Below are 21,559 nucleotides of genomic sequence, written 5' to 3'. Positions count from 1 at the left end.
TGCGTGACGGTCTAGAGCCCCAGCCTCGCATCGTGTGAATGTGAACCGGTCTAGCTAGCGCTTGGCACCCAGGTCGGCATCGTCCGGCGGCACGTACTTGCCCGGTTGCCGCTGCGACGGCGGCATCACGCTCGTGATGGGTTTGAACTCCTCGCGCTTGGCCCGGAGGGCGACCTCGATGAGGCCTGGCAGGAGGAACATCGTGAGCGCGGTTGACATGAAGATGCCCGAGATGACGACCGTCGCGAGGGGGCGCTGCACTTCGGCCCCGGCGCCGGTCGCGATGGCCATCGGCAGGAAGCCGAGTGCCGCCACCGCGCCCGTCGTGAGGACTGCACGCATCGAGTGAACAGATCCCTCGACGGTGGCGTCCCATGCCGTCGCGCCGTGCTCGAAGCGCCGCTTCACTTCGCTTGCCAGCACCACCCCATTGAGGACCGAAACCCCGGCTAGCGCGATGAAGCCGACGGCGGCCGGGATGCTGAACGACAGCCCTCGCGTCACGAGCCCGAGGATGCCGCCGACGAGCGCGAAGGGCACCACGACGAAGACGCTTACCGCGTAGCGCGTCTCGCCGAACATCCACAGGAGCATGCCGAAGATGATCACGAGGGCCATGGGAACGACAACCGCGAGGCGCTTCTTGGCGCGCTCGAAATTCTCGAATTGCCCACCCCACGAGATCTCGTAGCCCGGCGGCAAGGAGACCTCATTGGCAACACGTGCGCGGGCCTCGGCGACCCATGAGACGAGGTCGCGTCCCTCAGGTTCACCTCTACGCGGACCGTTCGCGTCAGCGCTTCTCGTCGGATCTGCGTTGGGCCTTCGGTCTCCTCAACCGTTGCCACCTCGGAGAGCGGTACCGTCGTTCCCCCCGCCTCGACGAAGAGCTCTCCCATGGCCTCCGGCGTCGAGGAGCGGGGCGGCACGAAGAGCCTGAGGTCAAAGCGGCGCTGTCCCTCGTAGATGAGGCCGACAGGAATGCCCACGCGTGCCGCTTGCACGACCGACAGGACGTCCTCCACGGAGGCGCCGTATCGAGCGAGGCGACCGCGGTCCGGGCGGACCGCGATCGTCGGAGCACCAAGAACGCGCTCGACGCGCACGTCGCCGGCACCACGGACGGTGCGGGCCACGCCGCCGACCGCCTCGCTGAGCTTCTTGAGCTCGGTCAGCTCGTCGCCAAACAGGGCGATCTGTACGTCGGCGCGTGAACCGGAGATGAGCTCGTTTGTCTTGTCCTCGATCGGTTGCGAGACGGAAACGAACGTGCCCGGCACGTCGGACTCGATGGCGTTCTTGATGCGCGTCGAGAGCTCGTCGAAATCTGGCGTCGTGGTCCACTGCTCCTTGGGCTTCAAGTGGACGAAGATGTCGGTGTTGTCGTTGCCCACCGGGTCGATGGCCACCTCGGCGCGGCCCGTCATGGCCAGCGAGGTGACGACCTCGGGGAAGCGCCTGAGGACGCGCTCGGCGGCAAGGTCGAGCTCCTTCGCTTGAGCCAGACTCATCGATGGGGCACGGCGAATGGTGACGACGGCGTCGCCTTCTTCGATGCGAGGCAGAAAGTCTGCGCCGGCGCGCGCCAGGAGAAGGACAGCGCCGGCGAGCGCGACGGTGAACGCGCCCAAGAGTACCCAGCGCATCCCAATAGCGCGCCGCAGCGTTTCGCCGTAGGCCTCCTCGAGCCGCGAGAGCCAGGTCGCGCCGCCCTTCTTCGGCGGCGGCACGAAGGTCACAAGGAGTGCCGGGAAGAAGAGAACGGAGTAGACGAGAGCGCCGAAGAGCGCGCAGGCCATGGTCACGGCCATAGGCCGAAACATCTTGCCCTCGATCCCTTCGAGCGTGAGCAATGGCAGGTACACCAGCATGATGATCGCCACAGCGAACGCGACGGGCCGAGCCACCGAGGCTGCGATCTTGGCATAGGCGCGCGCGCGGGCCGCCGATGCGAGCTGCGCGCCGGACGCCGCTGCCATCACCGCTTCTAGGATGACGATGGGACCGTCGACGAGGAACCCGAAGTCGATGGCGCCGAGACTCATCAGGTCGCCGGTGACGCCGAAGAGGTGCATGCCAAAGAGCGCGATGGCCATCGACGCTGGGATGCCGGCGACGACGACCAGCGCGCCACGCACCGTGCCCAAGAGGAGCGCCAGCACGAACGTCACGACCAGGACCCCCTCCACGAGGTTCTTCATGACGGTCGAAAGGGTGCGTCCCACGAAGTCGGAGCGGTCGTAGATCGGGTCGATGATCACGCCCGGCGGGAGGGTCTTTTGGATCTCGACGACACGCCGCTTCACCGCATGAACGACGTCGCGGCTGTTGGCGCCTACGAGCATCATCACGATGCCGGTAACGGCTTCGCCCTCGCCATCGCGGGTGATGACGCCGTGACGGAGGGCCGCCCCGACGCGCACGGTCGCGACGTTCTTGACGAGAAGCGGCGTGCCATCGCGGCCGGTTCGCAAGACGACGTTGCCGATCTCTTCCTCGTTGCGCAAGAGACCGACGCCGGTCAGCGAGAAGGACTCGCTGCTGCGGTCTAGATAGCCGCCACCGACGCTCAGGTTCGAGCTTTCGAGGGCGCTCGCTACCTCGCGAAGTGTCATCTCATGGGCCCGGAGGCGACCACGATCGATCAGCACCTGGTACTGCTTGAGGTCGCCTCCCATCGTGTTGACCTCGATGATGCCGGGAACGCTTCGGAGCTTTGGCAGCACCTCCCAATCGAGGATCGTTCGCAGCTGGGTCGGCGAGTGCTGGTCGGAGCGAACCACGAACTGGTAGATCTCGCCGAGGCCTCCCGAGACGGGAGACAGTTCGGGCTTCTTCGCAATCTTTGGCAGGTCGGATTCAACGCTCCGCACGCGCTCCAACACGATCTGGCGCGCGAGCCAGAGGTCTGTTCCGTCTTTGAAGATGACGGTCACTGCCGAGAGGCCTGAGCGCGAAACAGAGCGAAGTTCTACCAGGTTGGGGGTTCCGTTGAGCGCCGCCTCCATGGGGAACGTCACGGTGCGCTCAATCTCGATGGGAGAGAGGCCCGGCGCCTCGGTGAGCACCGAGACCTGAGTCGTGGACACGTCAGGGATGGCGTCGATCGGAAGTGTGGTGGCGGCCCATCCGCCGGCCGCGAGGAGGACGACGAAGAGGGTGAGCACCATGATCCGGAAGCGGACCGATATTTCGATGAGGCTTGTTAACATCGGGCGGCGTTTCGTCGCTTCATCATCGAAAGACCTCGGACTTGAGCGCGAAGACGCCCTTCACCACGACTCGCTCGCCAACCTCCAGACCTTGCTTGATCTGGACGCGGGTTCCGTCGCGCGAGCCGACGATCACCGCGCGGGGCTCAACGGCCGTCTCCTCGTGCACCAAGAACACCGTGGCTTTGCCGTCTACTGTGGTGACCGCGTCTCGTGGGACGACGACCGATAGCGGCGCCGTCTGCGTGTGGATCCTCGCGATCACGGACTGCCCAGGCCGAAGCTTCTCTTCTCGATTGTCGATCTCGACGCGCACCTGCGCGCTTCGCGTGTCGAGGTCGATGATGTCTCCAACGTGGGCGACCTTCCCGCGCACGAGCATCTGCGTGTTTGTCTGTGGCGACATCTCGACGACGTCGCCACGGCGAACGTGGCCCAGCTCTCGCTCGAAGACGGCCAACTCGATCCACAACGAGCGGATGTCGGCGACCTTGAAGACGGTGTGGCTGGGCTCCACAGACTGACCGCGTGACGCGCGCAGCTCGACGACCTTGCCGTCGATCGGTGACGTCAGCGCCATGACACCGATTTCGCCGCCGCCAGCGCCACCCAGCGCGCGCACCTTCTGCTCCGCCGCGTGAAGTTCGGCTCGTGTCGCTTGCGCTGTGGCGCGCGCAAGCTCGAAGTCACGCATCGACGAAACACGGGCCTCGGCGAGCTGCTTCTCGCGGGCCTCGTTCGCCGTCGCGGCCTCCACGTGAGCCCGCGCAGACAACACCGCCGCTTGCGCCTGGCCTAGCTCGGCGCTCTCCAGCTCCGCAAGCACTTCGCCCCGCTTCACGGCGTCGCCAGGGTACTTCACCACCTTGCGGACGCGCCCGGCGATTCGGGCGCCAACAGCCGCGACGGCCTCCGGGTCGAATGTTGCGGCGCCCGTGACGCTGATGGTCGGCTCCAAAGACGCCTGCTCGACGACGGCCGATTCAATGCCGGCGCGGAGCGCGAATTCTTTGGAGAAGCGGATCCACTTCCCGTCGAGACGTGCCACGTCTCGCGGTGGCGCTACAGAGGCGTCGGGGACCTTGGTCTTCTTGAGCGCGACCATGACCGCAAGGCCGACGCCGATCACCAGGCTCGCCACCGCAACCACTCGCAATACCCGAGCGCGTGGACTGGGGACGCCCACGCTCACGAGGCCGCGGCTCTTGGTTGTCGGGTTACCGGCTTCACCACTCATGGTTCGAGTCCTCCAACGGCGCGGTCAATGGCGATGCGCGCGAGCCAAGCCGTTTCGAGCGCGTCGAGCCGCGCGGTGCGGACACGCGCGAGGTCGCGTGCCGCGCTCACGACGCGAAAAATGTCGAAGCGGCCGGAGCGCCAGCCGCTCTCGACGAGCACCAGCGTGCGTTCCGCCGCCGGCAGGGCCGTGATCGTCAAGATGCCGAGCTCCCGCCTCCGCGCCTCGAAGATCGCGTGCGTCGCGTAGACCTCGCGCACGATGCGGCGCGCCTCCAGCACGAGGTGCTCTTCCTCGCCGGTCCTTTGGGCTGCGGTGCGCGCGAGTGGCCCCTGGTTCCGCTGCGCCACCGGTAGCTCTACGGACACCCCGACGATGCCCACCATGGGTGACAGTGGCGTCGCGTCGACGCCCACGTAGCCTCCGACCTTCGGGAAGGTCTCCCGTTCGAGGCGCGTCTCCGTTGCCAGCAAGAGGTCGATGCGACGGCGAATCGTATCGAGATCGGCGCGCGACGAGACGGCCTTCGGCACCAGCGTTGCCGGCGGAGGCACGGGCTGCGGGTCCGTGAGGGGCGTCGTCAGCGTGACGCCCGTGTCGGCCGGAAGGTCCATCGCATCGCGAAGGTCCATGACGTAGTCGAACTGCCGTTGCTCCTCGGCGCTGAGCGAGGCACGGGACAGACCGAGTTCGCTCTCCGCCAGGCTGCGTTCGATGTCACCGGACGCGCCCGCGTCGGCTCGGTCGCGGGAGGCGCTGAGAACGCGCTCCCCTAGCTCTACAGCGGCGCGCGACTCCCTCACACGCTGCTCGGCGATGAGGGCGCGAAGGTACGCGGAGAACGCTCGCGCTCGAGCCGAGAGTCGGTGGATGCGGAGCTCCGACTGCGCCAGGCTCTTGAAGCGGTCGGCCTCTTCGACGCGAGCCCTAGGCGCTCCGCCAGGTTCGAAGAGCATGTCTGCCGTCGCGGCGTAGCCGACGTCGCTCAGCGAGCCGCCTCGGAGCACGGGTCGCGCGTCGACCGAGAGCCGGGGGTTTGAGGGCAATATGAGGCCAGCGCCGACGCGGCGCGCCGCTGCGTCGCGCAGCTCGTGGCCTGCCATGATGACCTCCGGCGCCTGCGCCTCGGCGCGGGCGAGGCTCTCGGCTAGCGTCAACGACACCGGGCCCTCGTCGGCGGCGCGCGCTTCCGCGGCGACCAACGTCAACCCAAAGGCGACGACACAACTCATGCCCAGTTGGATAAGAGACACCAGCACCTCCGACGAACCACCGCTGCTCAGGGCCGAACGCGGCCCGAGAGTGACCTGAAGCTAGGCGCTCCGCGGTGGCGGAATGTCGACGTCGCGGCTTCCGGGGCGTGCGGCCACTAGGGAACACGGTTGAGGTCGCGTCTCGGTACGCAAGCGCGAGAGATCGAGGCGGCACGTGGCCACCATGGCGTCTTCGGCGTCCTCGTCGTCGACTCCGTTTGCCGGACCAAAGGGGTCGGCGTCGTCGACCTCGCCCAGGTCGTCGGCCTCGACCTCCCCGGTCTGATCGCACCCGGCGTCGTGGTGCGCGTGGCGCAACGTCCCGCGTTGGGAAGGCTGCCCCGCCGTGGGGCGGGCCGCCGCCTGCGAAACCACGGCTCGCGAGCCCGCTTCGGCGACGGTTATTGCCAGCCTGCTCGTCGTGGCCGACCTGCTCACGCCGAGCATGCCGACGACGAAGGCGATGAGCCACAAAACATTGCGAAACACGGACCCATGCTTTTGCGCCGCCGTCCCACCGGTGTCAAGTCGCGTCCCGGTAGCCACGCGGTTGAGCTGCACGCCTTGCACGTCCCCGCGGATGAGCTCAGGCCTTCGCCGCCCCGAAGCGGCGAGGCTGATTCGCCCGCTAGAATTGCTTGTAGATCCGCGCCATCGAGTCACCGGGGAGCTCAATCCCCAGATCGCAAAAGTGCCCAAAGGGTGTGACGACGACCTCATAGCCGGCACCCGAGAGGCGCGACCGCACGCGCTCAAGGAGCGCTCTCGTAGCCTCCGCCTCGAGGCGCGCCTCGCCGAGGTGAGCGAAGTAGTGAAGGACGCAACGCTTGGACTCGAACTTCCCCGCGACCCACTTGAGGTTCTTCACGAGCTTCGTCTCTTGCTCGGCGCCGTCGTCAGGCTCGGCGTGGACGAAAGCCAGCGCCGCGTTCGTCACCGTCACGTCGCGGTCGTCGTCGGGGGCGCTCTCAAGCGCCTTGTGGTGCGTCCGAAATCGAAATCGTTCCGCGTAGAGGAAGAGGACGCGCATGGAGGCACGTTACGTCTTGGCGGCGACGACCGCGAGCGTGCGACCCGTCACGACGCTCGAGCTCCACTCCCGCTGGAGCGAGTATGCTGCGAGCCGTGCTTACCGTCGGCGCCATCGCCACCGCGTTCGACAGCCCTGCTCAGTCTGTTCGGCGCCCGTCGACGCGGTTCGGGAGGCACCTCCGTGGCGTGAGGACAGGGAGCCGCTCTCGGCGGAGCTCTTCGCCGTGATTCGATGACCGCGCCGACGCAGCCGGTCGCGCCGCGCAACGCGCTCGTCGCGCTCGCGCTCTTGTCTGTCTACGTCGTCTGGGGTTCGACTTACTTCGCGATGCGCGTGGCTCTCGAGACGCTCCCGCCGTTCACGATGGCGGGCCCGCGGTTTCTGCTCGCTGGCGGTGGCATGTACGCCTTCCTACGGCTCCGCGGCGCACCGGCTCCGACGCGCACCGAGTGGCTCGCGAGCGCGAAGATCGGCGTGCTCCTCTTGACCTTCGGCAACGGCGCCCTCGCCATCGCCGAGCAATCCGTCTCGTCGAGCGTTGCCGCTGTCGTTGTCGCATCGATGCCCATCTGGGCCGCCGCCTTCGCGCGCCTCGCGGGGCTGCGCGCTAGCGGGCGCGAATGGCTCGGGCTCGCGCTCGGCTTTGCGGGCGTCGTCCTCTTGAACCTCGGCGGCGGACTCCTCTTCGATGCGCGCGGACTGGTCCTCTTGATGGCACCCGTCGCGTGGGCCGCCGGCTCGGTGATGAGCGGCAAGCTGCCGCTTCCGAAGGGTGCCATGGCAACGGCGACGCAGATGGTCGTCGGTGGCGTCACCCTCGTCGCGCTCGCGATCGCCACGGGCGAGCGCGTGCTCCAAGTGCCTTCCGCACGCTCGCTCGCCGCCGTCCTTTACCTAACGCTCTTCGGCTCCGTGCTGGCCTTTACGGCCTACAGCTGGCTCTTGCGAAACGTGCGCCCCGTGCTCGCGACGTCCTACGCGTACGTGAATCCGCTCGTCGCCGTCGTCCTCGGTTACGCCTACGGCGGCGAAACGGTCACCGTCATGACGCTGGCGGCCGCCGCCGTGAGCCTCGCAGGCGTCGCCCTCATCGCGCGTCGGTGAGGCTCGTCGGCGGCCCGAGGCGCCGCGCCGCTCAACCCATGGGCGAGTGGTCGAGCACGTCCATCGCGGCCTTCGCGGCCTCGCGCGCTGCGCTCTCCGACGGATAGTCGGTCTTCGGGCTCGTCATCAGGATGCGTCGCTCGTAGAGGCCTTGGGCGTTGCGGTCGAAGTCGACGAAGTGGAAGTACCACCCGGCGGACCCCTGAAGCACCTGCACGTTCTCCATCGCGCCGCCCTGCGAAATCGGCAAGCCGTGCTCGTCTCGCGCGTTCAACGTGAGCCCCTCGAACGCAAAGAACCACTCCTCCAGCTCCGCGTTCGAGAGCTTCTTGCCCCCGGGCATGCGCGCGTAGAGCTTGCCCCTCGCGTCGACGAGGCGAATTCGGAAGCCGTCACCAGCGGGCACGACGAGGACTTGGTTCGTGGGCACCTCGAGGCCCGCCATCGGCGGCGACGGCGCCTCCGAGTCCTGCTCCGCGAAGCCGGCCACGAGCGCGCGGATGCCGGCGATGGCACGCGTCCGATTGCTCGCCGTTGCGTAGCGCTCGCTGCGCCCGACTTCCTGGCCGTTCTTCGCCATCACCGCGAAGGAGAGGTTCTCCCTTAGCTCGATGCGCGCGTCGTTGAAGATGTTGCGCAGGACCGACGCGATGCCCTTCTCAGCGTTTTGCTTCGACGCATAGCGCTCCGATTGGAGGACCGTCTCGCCGTTTCTGGCCTTGAGGTTCCACACCCACTGGCCGTCACTGACCTGCGTGACGGCGAAGCGTCCGCCACCGGCGAGGACGTCATCGCGTAGCTCGACCGCGCCCTCCGCCGTGCCGTCCCCCGCAGGCTCTTCGCTCTCGGCGCCGCCACTGCAGCCCGTGGTGAGCCCCAAGGCTACGGTGAACAGACCAATCGTGAGGGCGCGCCAAGCATGCGAAGTCGTCATCGGAGCCTCCAGTTGCCGCACGTCGCGGCATGGAGAGCAACGAGCAACTCATGTGCCGTCGCCGGCCGCCGTCGGAGCCGGCGTTCCGCCTGTTTTCCCATCGCAAGCGCGCGCGTCGCAGCGGAGCGCTGGATCGAGCGCACATGGAAACCTCCCGCTCCAACACGAAGCGTGGGGGGCCCATACCCCGCGCGGGGGGGCTGCGAAGGGGCGAGCCCAGCGCTACTGCAGCTTGAACATCGCCATCGCGGGTTCGCCCGACTTGATGATGACCGAGCGGGTCTTCTGGGCACCGGACGCCGGCTTGCACGTCACCGAATACGTGCCCGGCGGCACCGACAGCTTGAGCTGCGAGCTCGTGCCCTTGGCGGCGCCGTTGACCGAGAAGGTGCAGCTCCCGCCGACGGCGACGGCGATGAGGGTGCCGTTGCCCGTCGGCGCCGGGGGCGGAGTTGCGGCGCCCGGCGGGGCCGTCACCGTCATCTTGCTCGTGGCGCTGCCGCTGCAGCCGGGAAGGGCGCGGGCCACGACGTCGTAGGTCCCCGCCTTCTGGTACGCGTGGCTCCCGAGCGTGAGCGTCGCCTCGTCGGGCGAGGTCGCGTTGCGCACGTAGCCGTCGCCGAAGTCGATCTCCATGGGGCACGCGGCCGCGCCGCCCACGAAGCTGACGCGCGCCGTCGTTTCTTGGCCCACCGGGCGCTGGTCCGGCGCGAGAACCAGGTCCTTGATGAGGCCGACGTAGCGTAGCTTCGCGCGCGAATCCAAGCGCGCCGTCAGCGCTGCCACGGCCGCTGCGTTCACGCGCGACTTGGCGAGCGGTGCGTCGTCGCGGCGGATGTTGAGGGCGAAGTCCTGGCCGCCCATGCCCCGATCTTTGCAAACCGGCGCGGACCCCATGATGAAGGGGTTCGCGTCACACGTGGCCCAGGTCGAAAACGTCCGCGTACCTTCCGGCCGTACCATCTTGACGATCTCTGACGCGCGCTTGAGCTTCGGCGACCACTCGCCCTCGATCTGAACGTGGATCCTCTCGAAGGCCGGGGGCTTGCCGGCCGGCGCAACGTTGAACTTGCACGAACCGGAGAACATGTACGCGTCGGCGGCGCCGTCGGCCGGGTTGGCGTAGGCCGCGTAGTTGAGCACCGTGCACTCGCTCGCCGGCGGCTCCGGATCGGCCGCCTGCGCGACGGAGGCAGGGATCAGGGTGAGCGTGGTCGTGACGAGCGTTGCCGAGAGGGCCGCGAAACAGAACGCGAAACGGAGGGACATTCTCCGCTGATAACACGGACCGGCGACGGCGATCACCAGCGGTTCATGCCGCCGAGATCGTGCACGTCCGCGAAGCCCAGGCCGCGGAGCGTCGTCTTGGCCGACGCGCTGCGCATGCCGCTCGCGCAATAGACAACGATGGGACGCGCGCGATCTTCGCCTAGCTCGGCCACGCGTGCGCCGAGCTCCGAGACGGGGATGTTGATGGCGCCTTGAAGGTGCCCACCGGAAAACTCCGATGGCGTTCGTACGTCGAGCAGCAGAGCCCCCGCACCGACCAGCTCCCGTGCCTTGGCGCCCATGATCTTTCCTCCGAAACGCTTGTAGAGAACCCAGACGATGAGAACGAGGATGAGGAGGCGAAGTGCGTCGCGGAGCATGGCGCGAGTCTAGAACACCACCACCCAAACGTCGTAGATGGCGTGGGCCCACACGGCGGTCGCGAAGCCGCGGAACGCGTAGATGAGCGTGAGCACCGCGCCGAGCGCCGCGCGGAAGGCGAACGATGGCAGCGTGAACGTGTCCCTTAGCGGCCCAATGTAGTGGACGCCGCTGAACAGGAGCGCGCAGGCGGCGCCCCAAAGCGCGATGACGAAGAAGCCTCGCGCGGAGAGCCGCGAGCCGCCGGTGAGCGCACGAAACGGCTCGCCGGTGACGAGCCACGCGACGAGCTGACCACCGAAGCCGAAGAGGATGACGCGGAACGCGAGCTCTTCGTAAAACCCCGCGCCGAAGGACGTGATGACGCCGCTTGCGAAGCCTTCCTTGCCTGTGTGGGGGCCCAAGAAGAGGCCTGCGGCCCAGGCGCCCGTGAGCCGCATCACGATGGCGTAGGCCGTGCCCTCCACGAGGACTTGCACGAACTTTCCCGTCTTGAACGCCTGCCCGCGACCGAGCCACGAGAAGAAGCCGGCGAAGACCACGCCGATGGAGGCCGTGAGGAGCAAATAGACGCCCGTTGACCCCTCCGAGACGGCCATGAGGTTGGTCGTGACCCAGTCGGTCGCGTTGCGAACGTTCAGGAAGACGACGCCGAAGTGGTAGACGAGGAAGATCGGGAGCGTCAGCGACAGGTCGACCCAAGCGCCGGCCCGGGAGGGCGCGCCAGCGGCTGCGGCGGCATCGGTCGGGGGGACGGCCATGGCCTCAGTTTGCCCGACGCGGCGCCTCATCGGCAAAAACCCAACGCTTCTGTGCTATTTCCGCGGCGTGAAAGCGCGCCTCGACCAGCTCCTCGTGACCCGGGGCTTGGCTCCGTCGCGGGCGCGGGCCCAGGCGATGATCCTCGCCGGGACGGTCTTCGTCGATGGCGAGCGCGTCGACAAGGCCGGCGTGCCGGTGAAAGACGACGCCGACGTGACCGTCAAAGGGTCCGACAACCCCTTCGTCTCGCGCGGCGGCCTCAAGCTCGACGGCGCGCTCACCACCTTCGGTGTCGCTGTCGCGGGCCTCCGGTGCCTCGACATGGGCGCCTCCACCGGCGGCTTCACCGATTGCTTGCTCCAGCGCGGCGCCAAAGAGGTCGTCGCCGTCGACGTCGGCTACGGCCAACTGGCCCACAAGCTGCGGGTCGATCCGCGCGTGGCGGTCCACGAGCGCACCAACGGTCGCACGCTCACGCCGGAGGTCATCGGCGGCCTCGTTGACCTCGCCGTCGTGGACGCGTCGTTCATCGGTCTCGGCCTCCTCTTGCCGGCGCTCGCTCGAACGGTGTCGCCTGGCGGCTCGCTCGTGGCGCTCATCAAGCCGCAGTTCGAGGTGGGTCGCGAAGAAGCTTCGCGGAGCCACGGCGTCGTGCGCGACGAAGCGCTTCGCGAAGGGACCATCCAAAAGGTCCTCGAAGAGGTCAGAACCTCGGGCTTTCGCGTCGTCACCACGTGCGATTCGCCGGTCGCTGGCCCCAAGGGCAACGTCGAGGCCTTCGTCCTCGCCCTTCGCGAGGCGCCATGAAGGCAAAGCGAAACCCCTCGCTGGGCGCGATCTTCCTCACCATCGTGCTCGACCTCTTGGGCTTCGGTCTCGTCATTCCGTTTCTCGCGGAAGAAGCCCGCGACGGCTTCGGAACGACGGCGTTCGTCGGCACGCTCCTCGGCGCGATCTATTCGCTGATGCAGTTTCTCTTCGTCCCCATCTGGGGCCGTCTCTCGGACCGCGTGGGTCGTCGGCCGATCCTCGTCTGGTCGGTCTTCGCGAGCGGCCTCACGATGCTGGGCCTCGGGCTCGGTCTCGCCTACGGCCACAGCGTCGCGTGGCTCTTCGCCGCGCGCGCTTTTGGTGGCATTGCGACGGCCAACCTGGGCACCGCGTCAGCCTACATCGCCGACATCACGACGCCGAAAGACCGCGCCCGCGGCATGGGCATGGTCGGCATGGCCTTTGGCATCGGGTTCATTCTTGGGCCCGCGATGGGAGGACTGCTCGCAAAGATTACGGTCAACAGGAAGACCGACGTCGTCGCTTGCTTCGCCGCGGCGGCGCTCTCGCTCGTGAACTTCATCTGGGTTTGGTTCGGTCTCCCCGAGTCCTTGCCGCCGGAGCGCCGCGCGAGGCCTTCGTCACGTCCCGGCTCTGCGAGCCCCCCCGAGTCGACGGGCACGTCGCTTCCGCCGCTCGGTCCGCGCCGAACGCTCGCGCCCATCGACATGGGTCACGCGCGCGCCGTCCTCGCCGACGCGCCGCTCGCCAGGGCCATCCTGGTGAACTTTCTCATCGTCGTGGCCTTCACGAACCTCGATCAGACCTTCCGCTACTTGAACAAAGACGCCTTCGGTATGGACCAGGTCGACACGGGGATTCTCCTCGCGTTCATCGGCGTCGTCGCCGCGGTCGTGCAGGGCGGCCTCATTCGTCCGCTGACGAGGCGCTACGCTGAGGCGAGCCTCGTCCGCGTCGGGACGGCCCTCCAGTGTCTCGCGTTCGCAGGCATCGCGCTCTCGCCTAGCCTCGGCCGCAGCTTGCTCTACGCCGCGTCGGGCCTCTTGGCGCTCGGCAACGGGATCACACAGCCGACGGTCTCCGCCTTCGTCTCGAAACGCGCCGATGCCACGCGGCAGGGCGCCGTCTTGGGGACGAACCAGTCGTTCGCCGCGTTGGCTCGGGTCATCGGCCCGGCCTTCGGCGGCTACGTTTACGGCGCGATCTCGATGCGTGCACCTTACATTGCTGGCGCCATCGGCATGGGCGTCGCACTCCTCGTCGCGATGACGCTTCGCGGCGATGCGCCGGGCACGCCGGCTGCCAGCGTCGCCGCCGAAACCGCCGACGGTTCTCCTGAGTAAACGCGCTCGCTAGCGCTCGCCGTGGAGCGCGCGGGCGAAACGCTCCACGGCCTCGGCCACGCGCGGACCGGGCCGCAAGACGCTCTCGTCGTCGATGCCGACGACGCGGCCTTCGCGCGTCGCGCGCAGCGAAGATAGGCCGGGCGTGTCCTTGTGGATGCGCGTCGGCGCTTTGGTCATGGCGACCGTGGTGTCGAGGATGATGTCGGGATCGAGGGCCAGCACGCGCTCGAGGCTCAAGACGGGGTAGGGCGGCCCTTCCGTGACCACGTTGTCTCCGCCGGCGAGGCGCAGGAGCTCGTCGGGGAAGCTCTTCGGCCCCGCGGCGACGAGCGGCTCCAAGTCGAAGAGCAGAAGCACGCGAGGCCGCCTCTTGCCGCCGATGCGAGCCGCGGTCTTCGCGATTCGCTCCGACGAGGCGCCAACCAGCGCGCGCGCCCTCTCGCCCTGACCGACGGCGGCGCCGAGCGCGAGGATCGACTCGTGAATCGCGCTGACCGTCTCCGTCTCAGGGAACATCGTGGCGATGCCGCGCTCCGCGAGGCGGCTCGCGAGCGCAGGGCCCGCAGGACCGCGAGCGCCGACCACGAGCGTGGGTGTCGCGGCGAAGATCGCCTCGAAGTTCGGATCGGTGTAGCCGCCGACGACGGGGACCGCGCGGGCCTCCGGTGGCGTGTTGCAATACCGCGAGCGACCCACGACGACGGCGCCAGCGCCGAGCGCAAAGAGCGTCTCGGTGGTGGAGGGCGACAGCGATACGACGCGAATCGGCCGGGCGTCGACGCCCGCGCCGCCACCGCCGGCGTCGCGACGGCACGCGACGAAGACGAGCAGTACGAAAACGAGCCTCCAGATACGCATCGATGCCCGGAATCTTCCTCTGAGGCCACGTTTGCACAAGTTTACGCAGGCCGGAGGGGCACTTAGGGCGAAACGGCCTTGACCGGGGGCGAGGCTTCGGCTTTAGCTCCCGCCGTTGAGAGGAGAGGAACCCCAATCATGATTCGATCGATCTTGGCCGTCTCGGCTGCAGCACTTTGTCTCTTCGGCGCCCGCACGTCTGCGGCCCAGGACACGAGCACTGTCGGCGGCAGCGTCGGCGGAAGTGTTTCCACGGGCGGCGACGCCAACTCCACCTCGATGCTTCCGAAGCCCACGCCTCCCGCGGCCCCTGCGGCGCCGGCCGCTGGTGCTGCGGCCCCGGAAGGGCCCAGCGATCACGAGCAGGTCGTCGGGCGTTTTGCCGTCGGCTACATGGGCGTCTCGCAGATCCCCGTCGCGGGCCTCGGCCTCGTCACCGCGCCGTTCATCGGCATGCGTTACTGGATGAGCGACCGCATCGGCCTCGACGTGTCGCTCGGCCTCCGCACCCAGTCGGGCTCGGCGGAAAACGTCAACGGCAACCAGACGCAAACCGTCGAGCAGCCGGGCGTCCTCGTCGGCGGCGTCAAGGCCGGCGTGCCCGTGGCGCTCGCGTACGGCAAGCACTTCACCTTCACCATCGTTCCGGAGCTCCTCCTCGCCGGTGGAACATCAACGCTGAAGCAGCAGGGCCAGCCCGACACGAGCCGCACCGGCTCGCGCATCGAGCTCGGCGCCCGTGCCGGCGCCGAGATCCAGTTCGGATTCATTGGCGTGCCGCAGCTTTCGCTGCAAGGCTCAGTGGGTATGAACATGGCGCGCATCGCGACGAAGCAGTCGCAAGACACGCCGAACGGCACCAACAGCAGCGCGACCGACACGCTCGCGTTCGGCACCACGGTTCAAAGCGATCCGTGGGCGCTCTTCACCAACAACATCGCCGCGCTCTACTACTTCTGAGAGGTTCCCATGCGAAACAAGCTTCATCTTTCGCTCTGGGGCGCGCTCTTCGTGGGCGCGTGCTCGAGCGGCGGTCCGGGCACCTACACGTCCCTGTCCTATACGCGCGAGGCCCCCGGCGACACGTTCGAGTCTCCGGGAACCGTTCTTTCGGGCAACGAGTCGGCAGGCTCGAAGACCGGTCAGGGCAGCTCGGCGGATCCGCCGGCCACTAGCCGCGATGGCGGTTCGATCACCATCAAGGAGGCTGGCACACCGATCGAAGCCAGCGTGATCATCGAGGCCGGCGGCCCCGTGCCGGAGGGTGGCAGCGCCACCGCGTGCGAAGACCTGCAGACGTGCTGCGATTCGCTCACGGGTTCCACGAAGACCACGTGCCAGAGTGTCGTCGACACGGGTCAAGCATCGAGCTGCGCCGCCGCGTTGACCAGCCTCAGCTCTCAGTGCGGTTGAAGCAGGGCTAAACGCTCTCGCTTGCCAAAGAAAAAGGGCCGTCGCGGTATCCGCGGCGGCCCTTCGTCTATTTGGCGCTCCGGTGCGCCCCGATTCGGTCAGCCGATGTTGACGGCGCCGAGGCGATACATGTGCTCCATGACGATCTTGACGGCCTCGGTCTTCTGACGGAACGAGGGCTGCTTGACGCCGAGCGCCGCCGCAACGCCTGCCTGCCCGTGACTGAACTGCATGCTGGCAAGCACGAGGCCTTCCTTCGTCTTCACCTCGGGCATGAAGGGCATCGTGGTCCCGGGGTTGTAGGTCGACTCGGTGCCTTCGTAGTTCGGATCGAGGCAGTCGGAGATGTCGTTGGCCGCGAGGACGCGGAGCATCGGCTTGTGGATGACGTTCACGGCTTGTTGCGCGTGGAGCGGCCGCAGCGGATGGTCCGTCGGGAAGCCAGCGCGGTAGACCTCGTCGATCATCTCCTGCGTCTGCACGCCGCGGACAGCTGCCTTGCAGGGGGTTTCCTTGCCGGGGCTGCACTTGGTGAAGATGCCCGAGTTGATGCTCGCGTGAACGGCGGCCCAGTTGTAGATGGTCCGAAGGACCGAGCTATGGTCGTAGACCGTGTGCGAAACGTGCGCCTTCTTCACCATCGGGCCCAGGACCATGGCGGGGACGCGGAAGCCGAGCGGCTTGAAGTTGCGATCGGCGTCTTTGTCGGCTGACGAGGAAGCGAACGCGACGCCCGGATCCTGGTGGTCGTAGAACGAGCCGTGCTCGTCGTACATGATGACGAGGAGCGTCTCGCTCGCCTGCTTACGGTTCGCCGTCTTGCCGTAGAGCATGTTGTAGACGCTCTTGACGAACGCCTGCCCCATTTGGATGTCGTGCGGCGGGTGATCGTCGGCAGAGAAATACGGCGGCTCGATGTACGAGACGGGCGGCAGGTCGCCGACCTTGCAGCGCTCCTCGAAGGAACGGTCCTGAGCGACGCTGCGGATCAGATTCTCGAGCCAGCCCTTCTTCGCCTTGGCGGCGTCCACGAAGAGCTTGCCCGCGGGGCTGTTGCCCGCGAACACGTTGGCCATGCCGCGGTTCGCGTCAGCAAAGTTGGTCGCGTCGTTGCCATACATCGCCTGAATGAGCGGGGCATCGACGTAGAAGTTGTAGAAGTTGATGTTCGAGTCGCGGAGCACCTTGAAGATGGTGTCGAGGTCGTGGCGCGAGTCGCGCTTGACGTCGGTGCCGATGGCGCCGCCGGCGGTGCCGCTGTGAACGTAGTAGCGGTTGGGCCAGGTCGGCCCGCAGACCGACGCGTACCAGTTGTCGCAGAGAACGAAGCGGTCGTAGATCGCGTGGAAGACCGGCGTGTCGCTTCGCTTGTAATACGACATCGGCGAGTCGGCGTGCCCGCAGGCCGCGAGCTTGAGCTCGACGGACGCGTCCTTGCCGGCCTCGGCGCCGCAAAGCAGGGCGCTCGCGTTCTGAGTGCCGTCGGTGCAAATCTGCTGGAACGCGTCACACGTGGCGCCCCAGGCCGGACCGAGGTCGCCGAGCTCGCCGCGATCGCGGAGGTGCTCGATGATGAAGCCGTCCATCTTGCCTTGCTTCGGGAGCTGACCGGGCGCGACGCGAACGGGGTTCCACTGGTTGTGGCACTCGACCCACTCGTGGTTGATGTCGCCGATGCTGTAGCCGAGCTGCTTGTCGTGGGCGTAGAAGACCTTCACGCCGTCGGCCTCTTTGCCGTTCGGAGCCTTCGGGTTCCACTCGCTGCCGGTCAGGCCGTTGACGCGGCGGTCGCCGGGGCGCTGGTCCGGTCGACGGGGATCGTAGTTGTACTTCTCGACGCCTTCACCGCCCTGGGCCTTCGCGATCGACAGGTGCCCGAAGTAGTGGTCGAAGGAGCGATTCTCCATCATGAGAACCACGATCTTCTTCACCTTCGAGAGCGCCGTCGCCTTGGCGTCGAGCTCATCGAGCGTGACCTCTTCCTCCTCCGCGTTCGCGGAGCAGCCGAGGGTAGGGATGGCGGAGAGCCCCGCGCCAGCGGCGAGGGACTGAAGGAGTTGGCGGCGGCGGAGGGAAAGCATGGGCAACCTCTTCGCAAGGGTCGCGCCAAACGCTCTTATTGCCAACTCCCAGACAACCCCGCGACAACCGGGGCTACCGTCCCGAAATGTGGGCCCCGCATGGATCGAGGGGCCCCCGCCCCGCGGGCCGGGATGGACCTGGTTTGGTCGCGTGAGGTCTGTCGCGTCGCAGCTTCACGGGGCCAAATCGAGGGGCACATTCCCCAGAAAGACCCCTGCGTCGGCGCCGCGACGGAAGAGCTCGGCCATCGCCCGGACGACGTCTTCGCGCATGTCGCGCGTGTCCTCGTTCGCGTACATCGCGAGGTACCGATTGAGGAGGCCCGCGTCGAGGCCCACGTCGGCGCGCTCATCGGCCGCGAGCAGCGCCTGGGCCACCTCGTCGTGGTGCGCGATGGCCCACTCGATGGACTTACGGCAGAGGTCTGAAACCTTGGCGATGAGCGGCGCGCCGAGGTCGCGGCGGATGACGTTGCCGCCGAGCGGAAGGGGCAAGCCGCCGGTTTGCGAGGCCCACGCTTCGCCGATGTCGAGCACGCGGGCGAATCCTTCGCGCTCGTAGGTCAAGCGACCCTCGTGGATGAGCAACGCCGCCGCGACCTCGCCGCCGCGCAACGCCTCAAAGGTTCGGGCGTAAGGCGAGATGGGGAGCACCACCGGCTCATACGGACGCGCGCCCATCAAGATGCGGAGCACCAGCGCCGCCGTCGTGCGTGCGCCCGGGATTCCGACACGCTTCTCGCGGAGGTCGTCGAGCGACGTGGCTCCGCCGGGCACGGTCACAACAACGGGCCCATAGCCTCGACCAACGGACGCGCCGTGGGGCAGCAGCTGGTAGCGCTCGTGAATGGTGGCGTAGCGCGCGATCGAGACGGCGAGCACGTCGACGTCGCCGGCATCGGCGCGCGCGTTGAGGCTCTCGGTGTCGGCACGCTCGGCGGTGAACGTCAGGCCCCCGGTGTCGATCTTTCCCGCGACGAGCGCGTAGAACATGAAGAGGTCATCGCTGTCGGGTGAAAAGGCGAGGCGGATGTTCATGGGCGGCTTTGGGCGGGCTGATGGTAGGGGCGCGCCACGGCTGCGCCTAGCCTCGCGCGCCTGCCCGTCGTCGCCGCCTTCGCCCGCCGCCGCCCTCGCCTGCCTTGCAAGCGCTCGGAGCGCCGTGAGACAAGCATGCGGTGCAGATCGTTCGTCTCGCGCTCCCCTCGGGCCCGGTGTTCGCAGAAATCGATGGCGACAGGGCGTTCCCGCTCGATGCGCCCCCGTGGCTTGGGGGCCGTCGCGATGGGGCGGCCCTACCTTGGCGAACGCAGCGGCTCCTGGCGCCGGTCCTGCCGCCCAAGATTCTCTGCGTCGGTCGCAACTATGCCGAGCATGCGAAAGAGCTCGGCAACGAGGTGCCCAAGGAGCCGCTCCTCTTCTTGAAGCCGAGCTCTTCGCTGATCGGTCCCGGCGACGCCATCGTCCTGCCAGCGGAAAGCAAGCGCGTGGAACACGAAGCGGAGCTCGGCGTCGTGATCGGCACGCGGGCGAAGGCGGTCCGCGAGCAAGAGGCGCTCGACTTCGTCTACGGCTACACGTGCGTCGGGGACATCACCGCTCGCGACCTCCAAAAAAGCGATGGCCAGTGGTCCCGCGCCAAGGGCTTCGACACGTTCTGTCCCGTCGGTCCCGTCGTCGAAACGCGGCTCGATCCGCGTGATCTCGCCGTGCGCTGCCGCGTCAACGGCGTGACCCGCCAGGATGGTCGGACGAGCCAGATGGTTTTCTCGGTCGCAGCGCTCGTCGCTTACGCGAGCCGCATGATGACGCTCGAGCCGGGCGACTTGCTCGTCACCGGAACGCCGAGCGGCGTGGGGCCGTTGGTCGGTGGCGATCGCCTCGAAATCGACATCGAAGGCATCGGCGTCTTGGCCTGCGACGTCCGCGGATGAGGGGCCTTCGCCCATGACGGTCCGGCCTTCGCGCGCGACGCTGGCGATCGTCGTCGCGGCGGCTCTCGCCGTCGCCCTCGCGATTGGCTACGCGCGGCGCGAGCGCGACGAGGCGCGTTGCGGCGATGGCTTCACGTCCCGCGCAGGGCTCTGCCGCCCCGAAGGGTGTCCAGCGCCCCTCGTCGTCGCTTCGGGCGCCTGCTCCGCTCCGCCTTCGCGCGTCGTCGTCCCCGACACGACGCTCACGCTCGGGCCGTCCGACTGGGAGGCGCAAGGGCAGGTGACGCCCCGCGAGCTTCGGGTGAAGACGTTCGCCATCGACGCCTTCGAGATCACGCGCGCCGAGTGGCAGCGCGCTCAAAAGGCCGCGACGAAGACCGACGGCGAGCCCGCCGAGGACGGGCTGCGCGCGATGGCGGGGGTCGGTCACGAAGAGGCGTCAGCCTTTTGCGTCGCGCGCGGCGGCGCGCTCCCGACCGACGACCAATGGATCGCTGCGGCGGCGGGCCTTCGCGGCTCGCGCTATCCGTGGGGCGACACGGGCGCCGTTTGCCGTCGCGCCGCTTGGGGCCTCGCGACGGGCCCCTGCGCTCGCGGGGCAGGGGGCGCCGACACCGTAGGGGCCCACGCTTCGGGGGCCACCGCCTCGGGCATTTACGATCTCGCTGGCAACGTCGCCGAGTGGACCCGTGGTGATGCGGCGAGCGCCGTTGCGGCGGTGCGAGGTGGTTCGTGGCGCACCGAGCTAGCCGCCGAGCTTCGCACCTGGTCGCGACGCGAGCTCGCGAAGACCGAAAGACTCGACGACGTCGGCCTTCGGTGCGTCTACGAACCTTGATGCGTGCGGTCTACAGCCTTACCTGCAGGCTGACCACAGGCCCGAGAAAGCTCTGCTCCGGCTGCTGCTTGAGCGCTCGGAAGCCCGCCCGCAGATCGACTCGACCGAGCGATACGCCTCCTTCGAGGCGCCCGTCGAGGATGGGTGGGCCGTGGGCGCCGAGGCTCGTCGTCGCGCCGGCGTAGAACGCGAGCGGCCTCACGGGATAAGCGCGCGCTTCGAGCGCCAGGTCGAACTTCGGGATGGTCTCGCCGAACCCGTGCATGAGTGAGCCACCAGCGAGTGCGTAGAGCTCGAGCGCCGACACCGTTGCGCCGAGCACGTTGGGCCCGAGGCGCGCACGAAACACGTCGAGGGTGTCGAAGGTCTTTGCAGCCCGATTGGGCTCGTAGAAGCGCTCCCAACCGGCGCCGAGCATGAAGAGCCCCACGAAACCGTTCAAGTTGGCGTCGTGCGAGGCGACCTCCTCGTTCACCGCGAAGAAGCCACCGCCGCGCAGCTCGCCGTTGCGTTGGAACGCGACGCGGCGCGCCGTCACGCTGCCGTCCGCGCCCTCGTCTCGGCGGTATGGACTCACGTAGGCGCTGCCACCGTCGTCGGAGTAGATCGTCGTGGCGAGGCGTCGGCGGAGCACGAGGGCCTCAATCTCAGCGCGATCGTCGACCACCGGCGGCTCGTCGTCGGTCGCGGTCTGATGGGACCCCGACCCGCCGGAGAAGAGGGCCGAGAGAATGCCACCGACGATCGATGCGCCGGTGCTCTTCTTCTTGTGGGTCGAGCCGTCGCTGTCCTCTGACGAGTCCGACGACGAGGAGCTCGACGATGACGTCGGAGGGGGCCGGTGCGGCTCCTGAAAGCGCCGCAGCGAGCCGTCCGCATGAGCGGCATGCGCTTGCACGATGGTGCCGGCGGCGAACGCGACGGCGACCAACGTCCGCACAATTCTGGGAGCTGCGCGCTTCACGGCAGCCCACGCAGCAACCGCCGCGCCAGGGACTCGCCTCGCAGTTTTGGCTGAGTTTTCCGTGGCGTGAAGGTCCGTACACGACGTGGCCTGTGCCCTTTCGGCCCAGCCACGCTACCTACAGCGGCACCCGCAAAGTCCGCTGACG

21 protein-coding genes are annotated in these 21,559 nt (G+C 67.9%); 7 read left to right on the top strand and 14 right to left on the bottom strand.

Going from position 1 to position 21,559, the window contains the following annotated elements; genetic code table 11:
* Nucleotides 1–54: 54 nt before the first annotated feature.
* The 6 genes from IPG50_22460 to IPG50_22435 all read right to left on the bottom strand — a co-directional run bounded on the left by IPG50_22460 (nucleotide 55) and on the right by IPG50_22435 (nucleotide 6,732).
* A complete protein-coding gene (locus IPG50_22460; GenBank protein ID MBK6694947.1) occupies nucleotides 55–702 on the bottom strand; it encodes an efflux RND transporter permease subunit in 648 nt (215 codons plus the stop codon).
* The gene (locus tag IPG50_22455; GenBank protein ID MBK6694946.1) at nucleotides 606–3,212 is read right to left on the bottom strand and encodes an efflux RND transporter permease subunit; all 2,607 of its coding nucleotides are present in this window, start codon (nucleotides 3,210–3,212) and stop codon (nucleotides 606–608) included. The genes IPG50_22460 and IPG50_22455 overlap by 97 nt, the downstream gene beginning before the upstream one ends.
* A 22-nt stretch (nucleotides 3,213–3,234) precedes the next feature.
* Nucleotides 3,235–4,449, bottom strand: coding sequence for an efflux RND transporter periplasmic adaptor subunit (locus tag IPG50_22450; protein MBK6694945.1), 1,215 nt, complete (start codon nucleotides 4,447–4,449; stop codon nucleotides 3,235–3,237).
* Nucleotides 4,446–5,681, bottom strand: coding sequence for a TolC family protein (locus tag IPG50_22445; GenBank protein MBK6694944.1), 1,236 nt, complete (start codon nucleotides 5,679–5,681; stop codon nucleotides 4,446–4,448). Before IPG50_22445 ends, IPG50_22450 begins: the two co-directional genes overlap by 4 nt.
* Nucleotides 5,682–5,762: 81 nt before the next feature.
* Entirely contained in the window at nucleotides 5,763–6,191 is a 429-nt protein-coding gene (locus IPG50_22440; GenBank protein ID MBK6694943.1) for a hypothetical protein, read from the bottom strand.
* A gap of 139 nt (nucleotides 6,192–6,330) precedes the next feature.
* Nucleotides 6,331–6,732: a hypothetical protein gene (locus tag IPG50_22435; protein ID MBK6694942.1), complete on the bottom strand. Its 402-nt coding sequence runs from the start codon at nucleotides 6,730–6,732 to the stop codon at nucleotides 6,331–6,333.
* A gap of 234 nt (nucleotides 6,733–6,966) precedes the next feature.
* Here IPG50_22435 and yedA point away from each other — a divergent pair, with 234 nt between their 5' ends.
* Nucleotides 6,967–7,839, top strand: coding sequence for a drug/metabolite exporter YedA (yedA, locus tag IPG50_22430; protein MBK6694941.1), 873 nt, complete (start codon nucleotides 6,967–6,969; stop codon nucleotides 7,837–7,839).
* Nucleotides 7,840–7,870: 31 nt separating this feature from the next.
* Here the strand turns inward: yedA and IPG50_22425 are convergent, their stop codons facing one another.
* From IPG50_22425 to IPG50_22410, 4 genes are all read right to left on the bottom strand, one after another.
* Complete coding sequence (locus tag IPG50_22425; protein MBK6694940.1) at nucleotides 7,871–8,773, bottom strand: DUF1508 domain-containing protein; 903 nt, start codon at nucleotides 8,771–8,773, stop codon at nucleotides 7,871–7,873.
* 222 nt (nucleotides 8,774–8,995) lie between these two features.
* The gene (locus IPG50_22420; protein MBK6694939.1) at nucleotides 8,996–10,042 is read right to left on the bottom strand and encodes a hypothetical protein; all 1,047 of its coding nucleotides are present in this window, start codon (nucleotides 10,040–10,042) and stop codon (nucleotides 8,996–8,998) included.
* A 32-nt stretch (nucleotides 10,043–10,074) separates the two neighbouring features.
* Nucleotides 10,075–10,344 (bottom strand): rhodanese-like domain-containing protein, encoded by a 270-nt coding sequence (locus IPG50_22415; GenBank protein ID MBK6694938.1) that lies wholly within the window; start codon nucleotides 10,342–10,344, stop codon nucleotides 10,075–10,077.
* Nucleotides 10,345–10,431: 87 nt separating this feature from the next.
* Entirely contained in the window at nucleotides 10,432–11,184 is a 753-nt protein-coding gene (locus IPG50_22410; protein MBK6694937.1) for a CPBP family intramembrane metalloprotease, read from the bottom strand.
* Between IPG50_22410 and IPG50_22405 the strand changes: the two genes are divergently transcribed.
* A complete protein-coding gene (locus tag IPG50_22405) occupies nucleotides 11,183–11,992 on the top strand; it encodes a TlyA family RNA methyltransferase (GenBank protein ID MBK6694936.1) in 810 nt (269 codons plus the stop codon). The genes IPG50_22410 and IPG50_22405 overlap by 2 nt on opposite strands.
* The gene (locus tag IPG50_22400) at nucleotides 11,989–13,320 is read left to right on the top strand and encodes an MFS transporter (GenBank protein MBK6694935.1); all 1,332 of its coding nucleotides are present in this window, start codon (nucleotides 11,989–11,991) and stop codon (nucleotides 13,318–13,320) included. The genes IPG50_22405 and IPG50_22400 overlap by 4 nt, the downstream gene beginning before the upstream one ends.
* 9 nt (nucleotides 13,321–13,329) lie before the next feature.
* Here IPG50_22400 and IPG50_22395 read toward each other — a convergent pair whose 3' ends face one another.
* A complete protein-coding gene (locus IPG50_22395) occupies nucleotides 13,330–14,181 on the bottom strand; it encodes an ABC transporter substrate-binding protein (protein ID MBK6694934.1) in 852 nt (283 codons plus the stop codon).
* Nucleotides 14,182–14,319: 138 nt separating this feature from the next.
* Between IPG50_22395 and IPG50_22390 the strand changes: the two genes are divergently transcribed.
* Nucleotides 14,320–15,141, top strand: coding sequence for a hypothetical protein (locus tag IPG50_22390; GenBank protein MBK6694933.1), 822 nt, complete (start codon nucleotides 14,320–14,322; stop codon nucleotides 15,139–15,141).
* Between the two features lie 9 nt (nucleotides 15,142–15,150).
* Nucleotides 15,151–15,594 carry a hypothetical protein gene (locus IPG50_22385; protein MBK6694932.1) on the top strand — a complete coding sequence of 148 codons (444 nt, stop codon included), beginning with the start codon at nucleotides 15,151–15,153 and terminating at the stop codon, nucleotides 15,592–15,594.
* Nucleotides 15,595–15,692: 98 nt separating this feature from the next.
* Here IPG50_22385 and IPG50_22380 read toward each other — a convergent pair whose 3' ends face one another.
* Nucleotides 15,693–17,675: an alkaline phosphatase family protein gene (locus IPG50_22380; protein ID MBK6694931.1), complete on the bottom strand. Its 1,983-nt coding sequence runs from the start codon at nucleotides 17,673–17,675 to the stop codon at nucleotides 15,693–15,695.
* Nucleotides 17,676–17,849: 174 nt separating this feature from the next.
* Nucleotides 17,850–18,713, bottom strand: coding sequence for an ABC transporter substrate-binding protein (locus IPG50_22375; protein MBK6694930.1), 864 nt, complete (start codon nucleotides 18,711–18,713; stop codon nucleotides 17,850–17,852).
* A gap of 140 nt (nucleotides 18,714–18,853) precedes the next feature.
* Between IPG50_22375 and IPG50_22370 the strand changes: the two genes are divergently transcribed.
* On the top strand, nucleotides 18,854–19,609 hold the full coding sequence (locus IPG50_22370) for a fumarylacetoacetate hydrolase family protein (GenBank protein ID MBK6694929.1): 756 nt from the start codon (nucleotides 18,854–18,856) through the stop codon (nucleotides 19,607–19,609).
* Nucleotides 19,610–19,622: 13 nt separating this feature from the next.
* On the top strand, nucleotides 19,623–20,447 hold the full coding sequence (locus tag IPG50_22365) for an SUMF1/EgtB/PvdO family nonheme iron enzyme (GenBank protein ID MBK6694928.1): 825 nt from the start codon (nucleotides 19,623–19,625) through the stop codon (nucleotides 20,445–20,447).
* 10 nt (nucleotides 20,448–20,457) lie between these two features.
* Here the strand turns inward: IPG50_22365 and IPG50_22360 are convergent, their stop codons facing one another.
* Nucleotides 20,458–21,411: a hypothetical protein gene (locus tag IPG50_22360; GenBank protein MBK6694927.1), complete on the bottom strand. Its 954-nt coding sequence runs from the start codon at nucleotides 21,409–21,411 to the stop codon at nucleotides 20,458–20,460.
* Nucleotides 21,412–21,559: the final 148 nt, after the last annotated feature.

It is taken from the genome of Myxococcales bacterium (assembly GCA_016703425.1).
Taxonomy (GTDB): domain Bacteria; phylum Myxococcota_A; class Polyangia; order Polyangiales; family Polyangiaceae; genus JADJCA01.
Note: the sequence above shows the minus strand (reverse complement) of the source record. Positions and strands in the feature narration are given on the sequence as shown.

Bases quoted from the DNA above. Each gene is read 5' to 3' on its own strand.
- IPG50_22400 (MBK6694935.1), top strand. From the start codon at position 11,989: ATGAAGGCAAAGCGAAACCCCTCGCTGGGCGCGATCTTCCTCACCATC.
- IPG50_22450 (MBK6694945.1), bottom strand. From the start codon at position 4,449: ATGAGTGGTGAAGCCGGTAACCCGACAACCAAGAGCCGCGGCCTCGTG.
- IPG50_22385 (MBK6694932.1), top strand. From the start codon at position 15,151: ATGCGAAACAAGCTTCATCTTTCGCTCTGGGGCGCGCTCTTCGTGGGC.
- IPG50_22410 (MBK6694937.1), bottom strand. From the start codon at position 11,184: ATGGCCGTCCCCCCGACCGATGCCGCCGCAGCCGCTGGCGCGCCCTCC.
- IPG50_22455 (MBK6694946.1), bottom strand. From the start codon at position 3,212: ATGTTAACAAGCCTCATCGAAATATCGGTCCGCTTCCGGATCATGGTG.
- IPG50_22420 (MBK6694939.1), bottom strand. From the start codon at position 10,042: ATGTCCCTCCGTTTCGCGTTCTGTTTCGCGGCCCTCTCGGCAACGCTC.
- yedA (MBK6694941.1), top strand. From the start codon at position 6,967: ATGACCGCGCCGACGCAGCCGGTCGCGCCGCGCAACGCGCTCGTCGCG.
- IPG50_22405 (MBK6694936.1), top strand. From the start codon at position 11,183: ATGGCCTCAGTTTGCCCGACGCGGCGCCTCATCGGCAAAAACCCAACG.
- IPG50_22380 (MBK6694931.1), bottom strand. From the start codon at position 17,675: ATGCTTTCCCTCCGCCGCCGCCAACTCCTTCAGTCCCTCGCCGCTGGC.
- IPG50_22415 (MBK6694938.1), bottom strand. From the start codon at position 10,344: ATGGGCGCCAAGGCACGGGAGCTGGTCGGTGCGGGGGCTCTGCTGCTC.
- IPG50_22390 (MBK6694933.1), top strand. From the start codon at position 14,320: ATGATTCGATCGATCTTGGCCGTCTCGGCTGCAGCACTTTGTCTCTTC.
- IPG50_22395 (MBK6694934.1), bottom strand. From the start codon at position 14,181: ATGCGTATCTGGAGGCTCGTTTTCGTACTGCTCGTCTTCGTCGCGTGC.
- IPG50_22365 (MBK6694928.1), top strand. From the start codon at position 19,623: ATGACGGTCCGGCCTTCGCGCGCGACGCTGGCGATCGTCGTCGCGGCG.
- IPG50_22445 (MBK6694944.1), bottom strand. From the start codon at position 5,681: ATGAGTTGTGTCGTCGCCTTTGGGTTGACGTTGGTCGCCGCGGAAGCG.
- IPG50_22375 (MBK6694930.1), bottom strand. From the start codon at position 18,713: ATGAACATCCGCCTCGCCTTTTCACCCGACAGCGATGACCTCTTCATG.
- IPG50_22425 (MBK6694940.1), bottom strand. From the start codon at position 8,773: ATGACGACTTCGCATGCTTGGCGCGCCCTCACGATTGGTCTGTTCACC.
- IPG50_22435 (MBK6694942.1), bottom strand. From the start codon at position 6,732: ATGCGCGTCCTCTTCCTCTACGCGGAACGATTTCGATTTCGGACGCAC.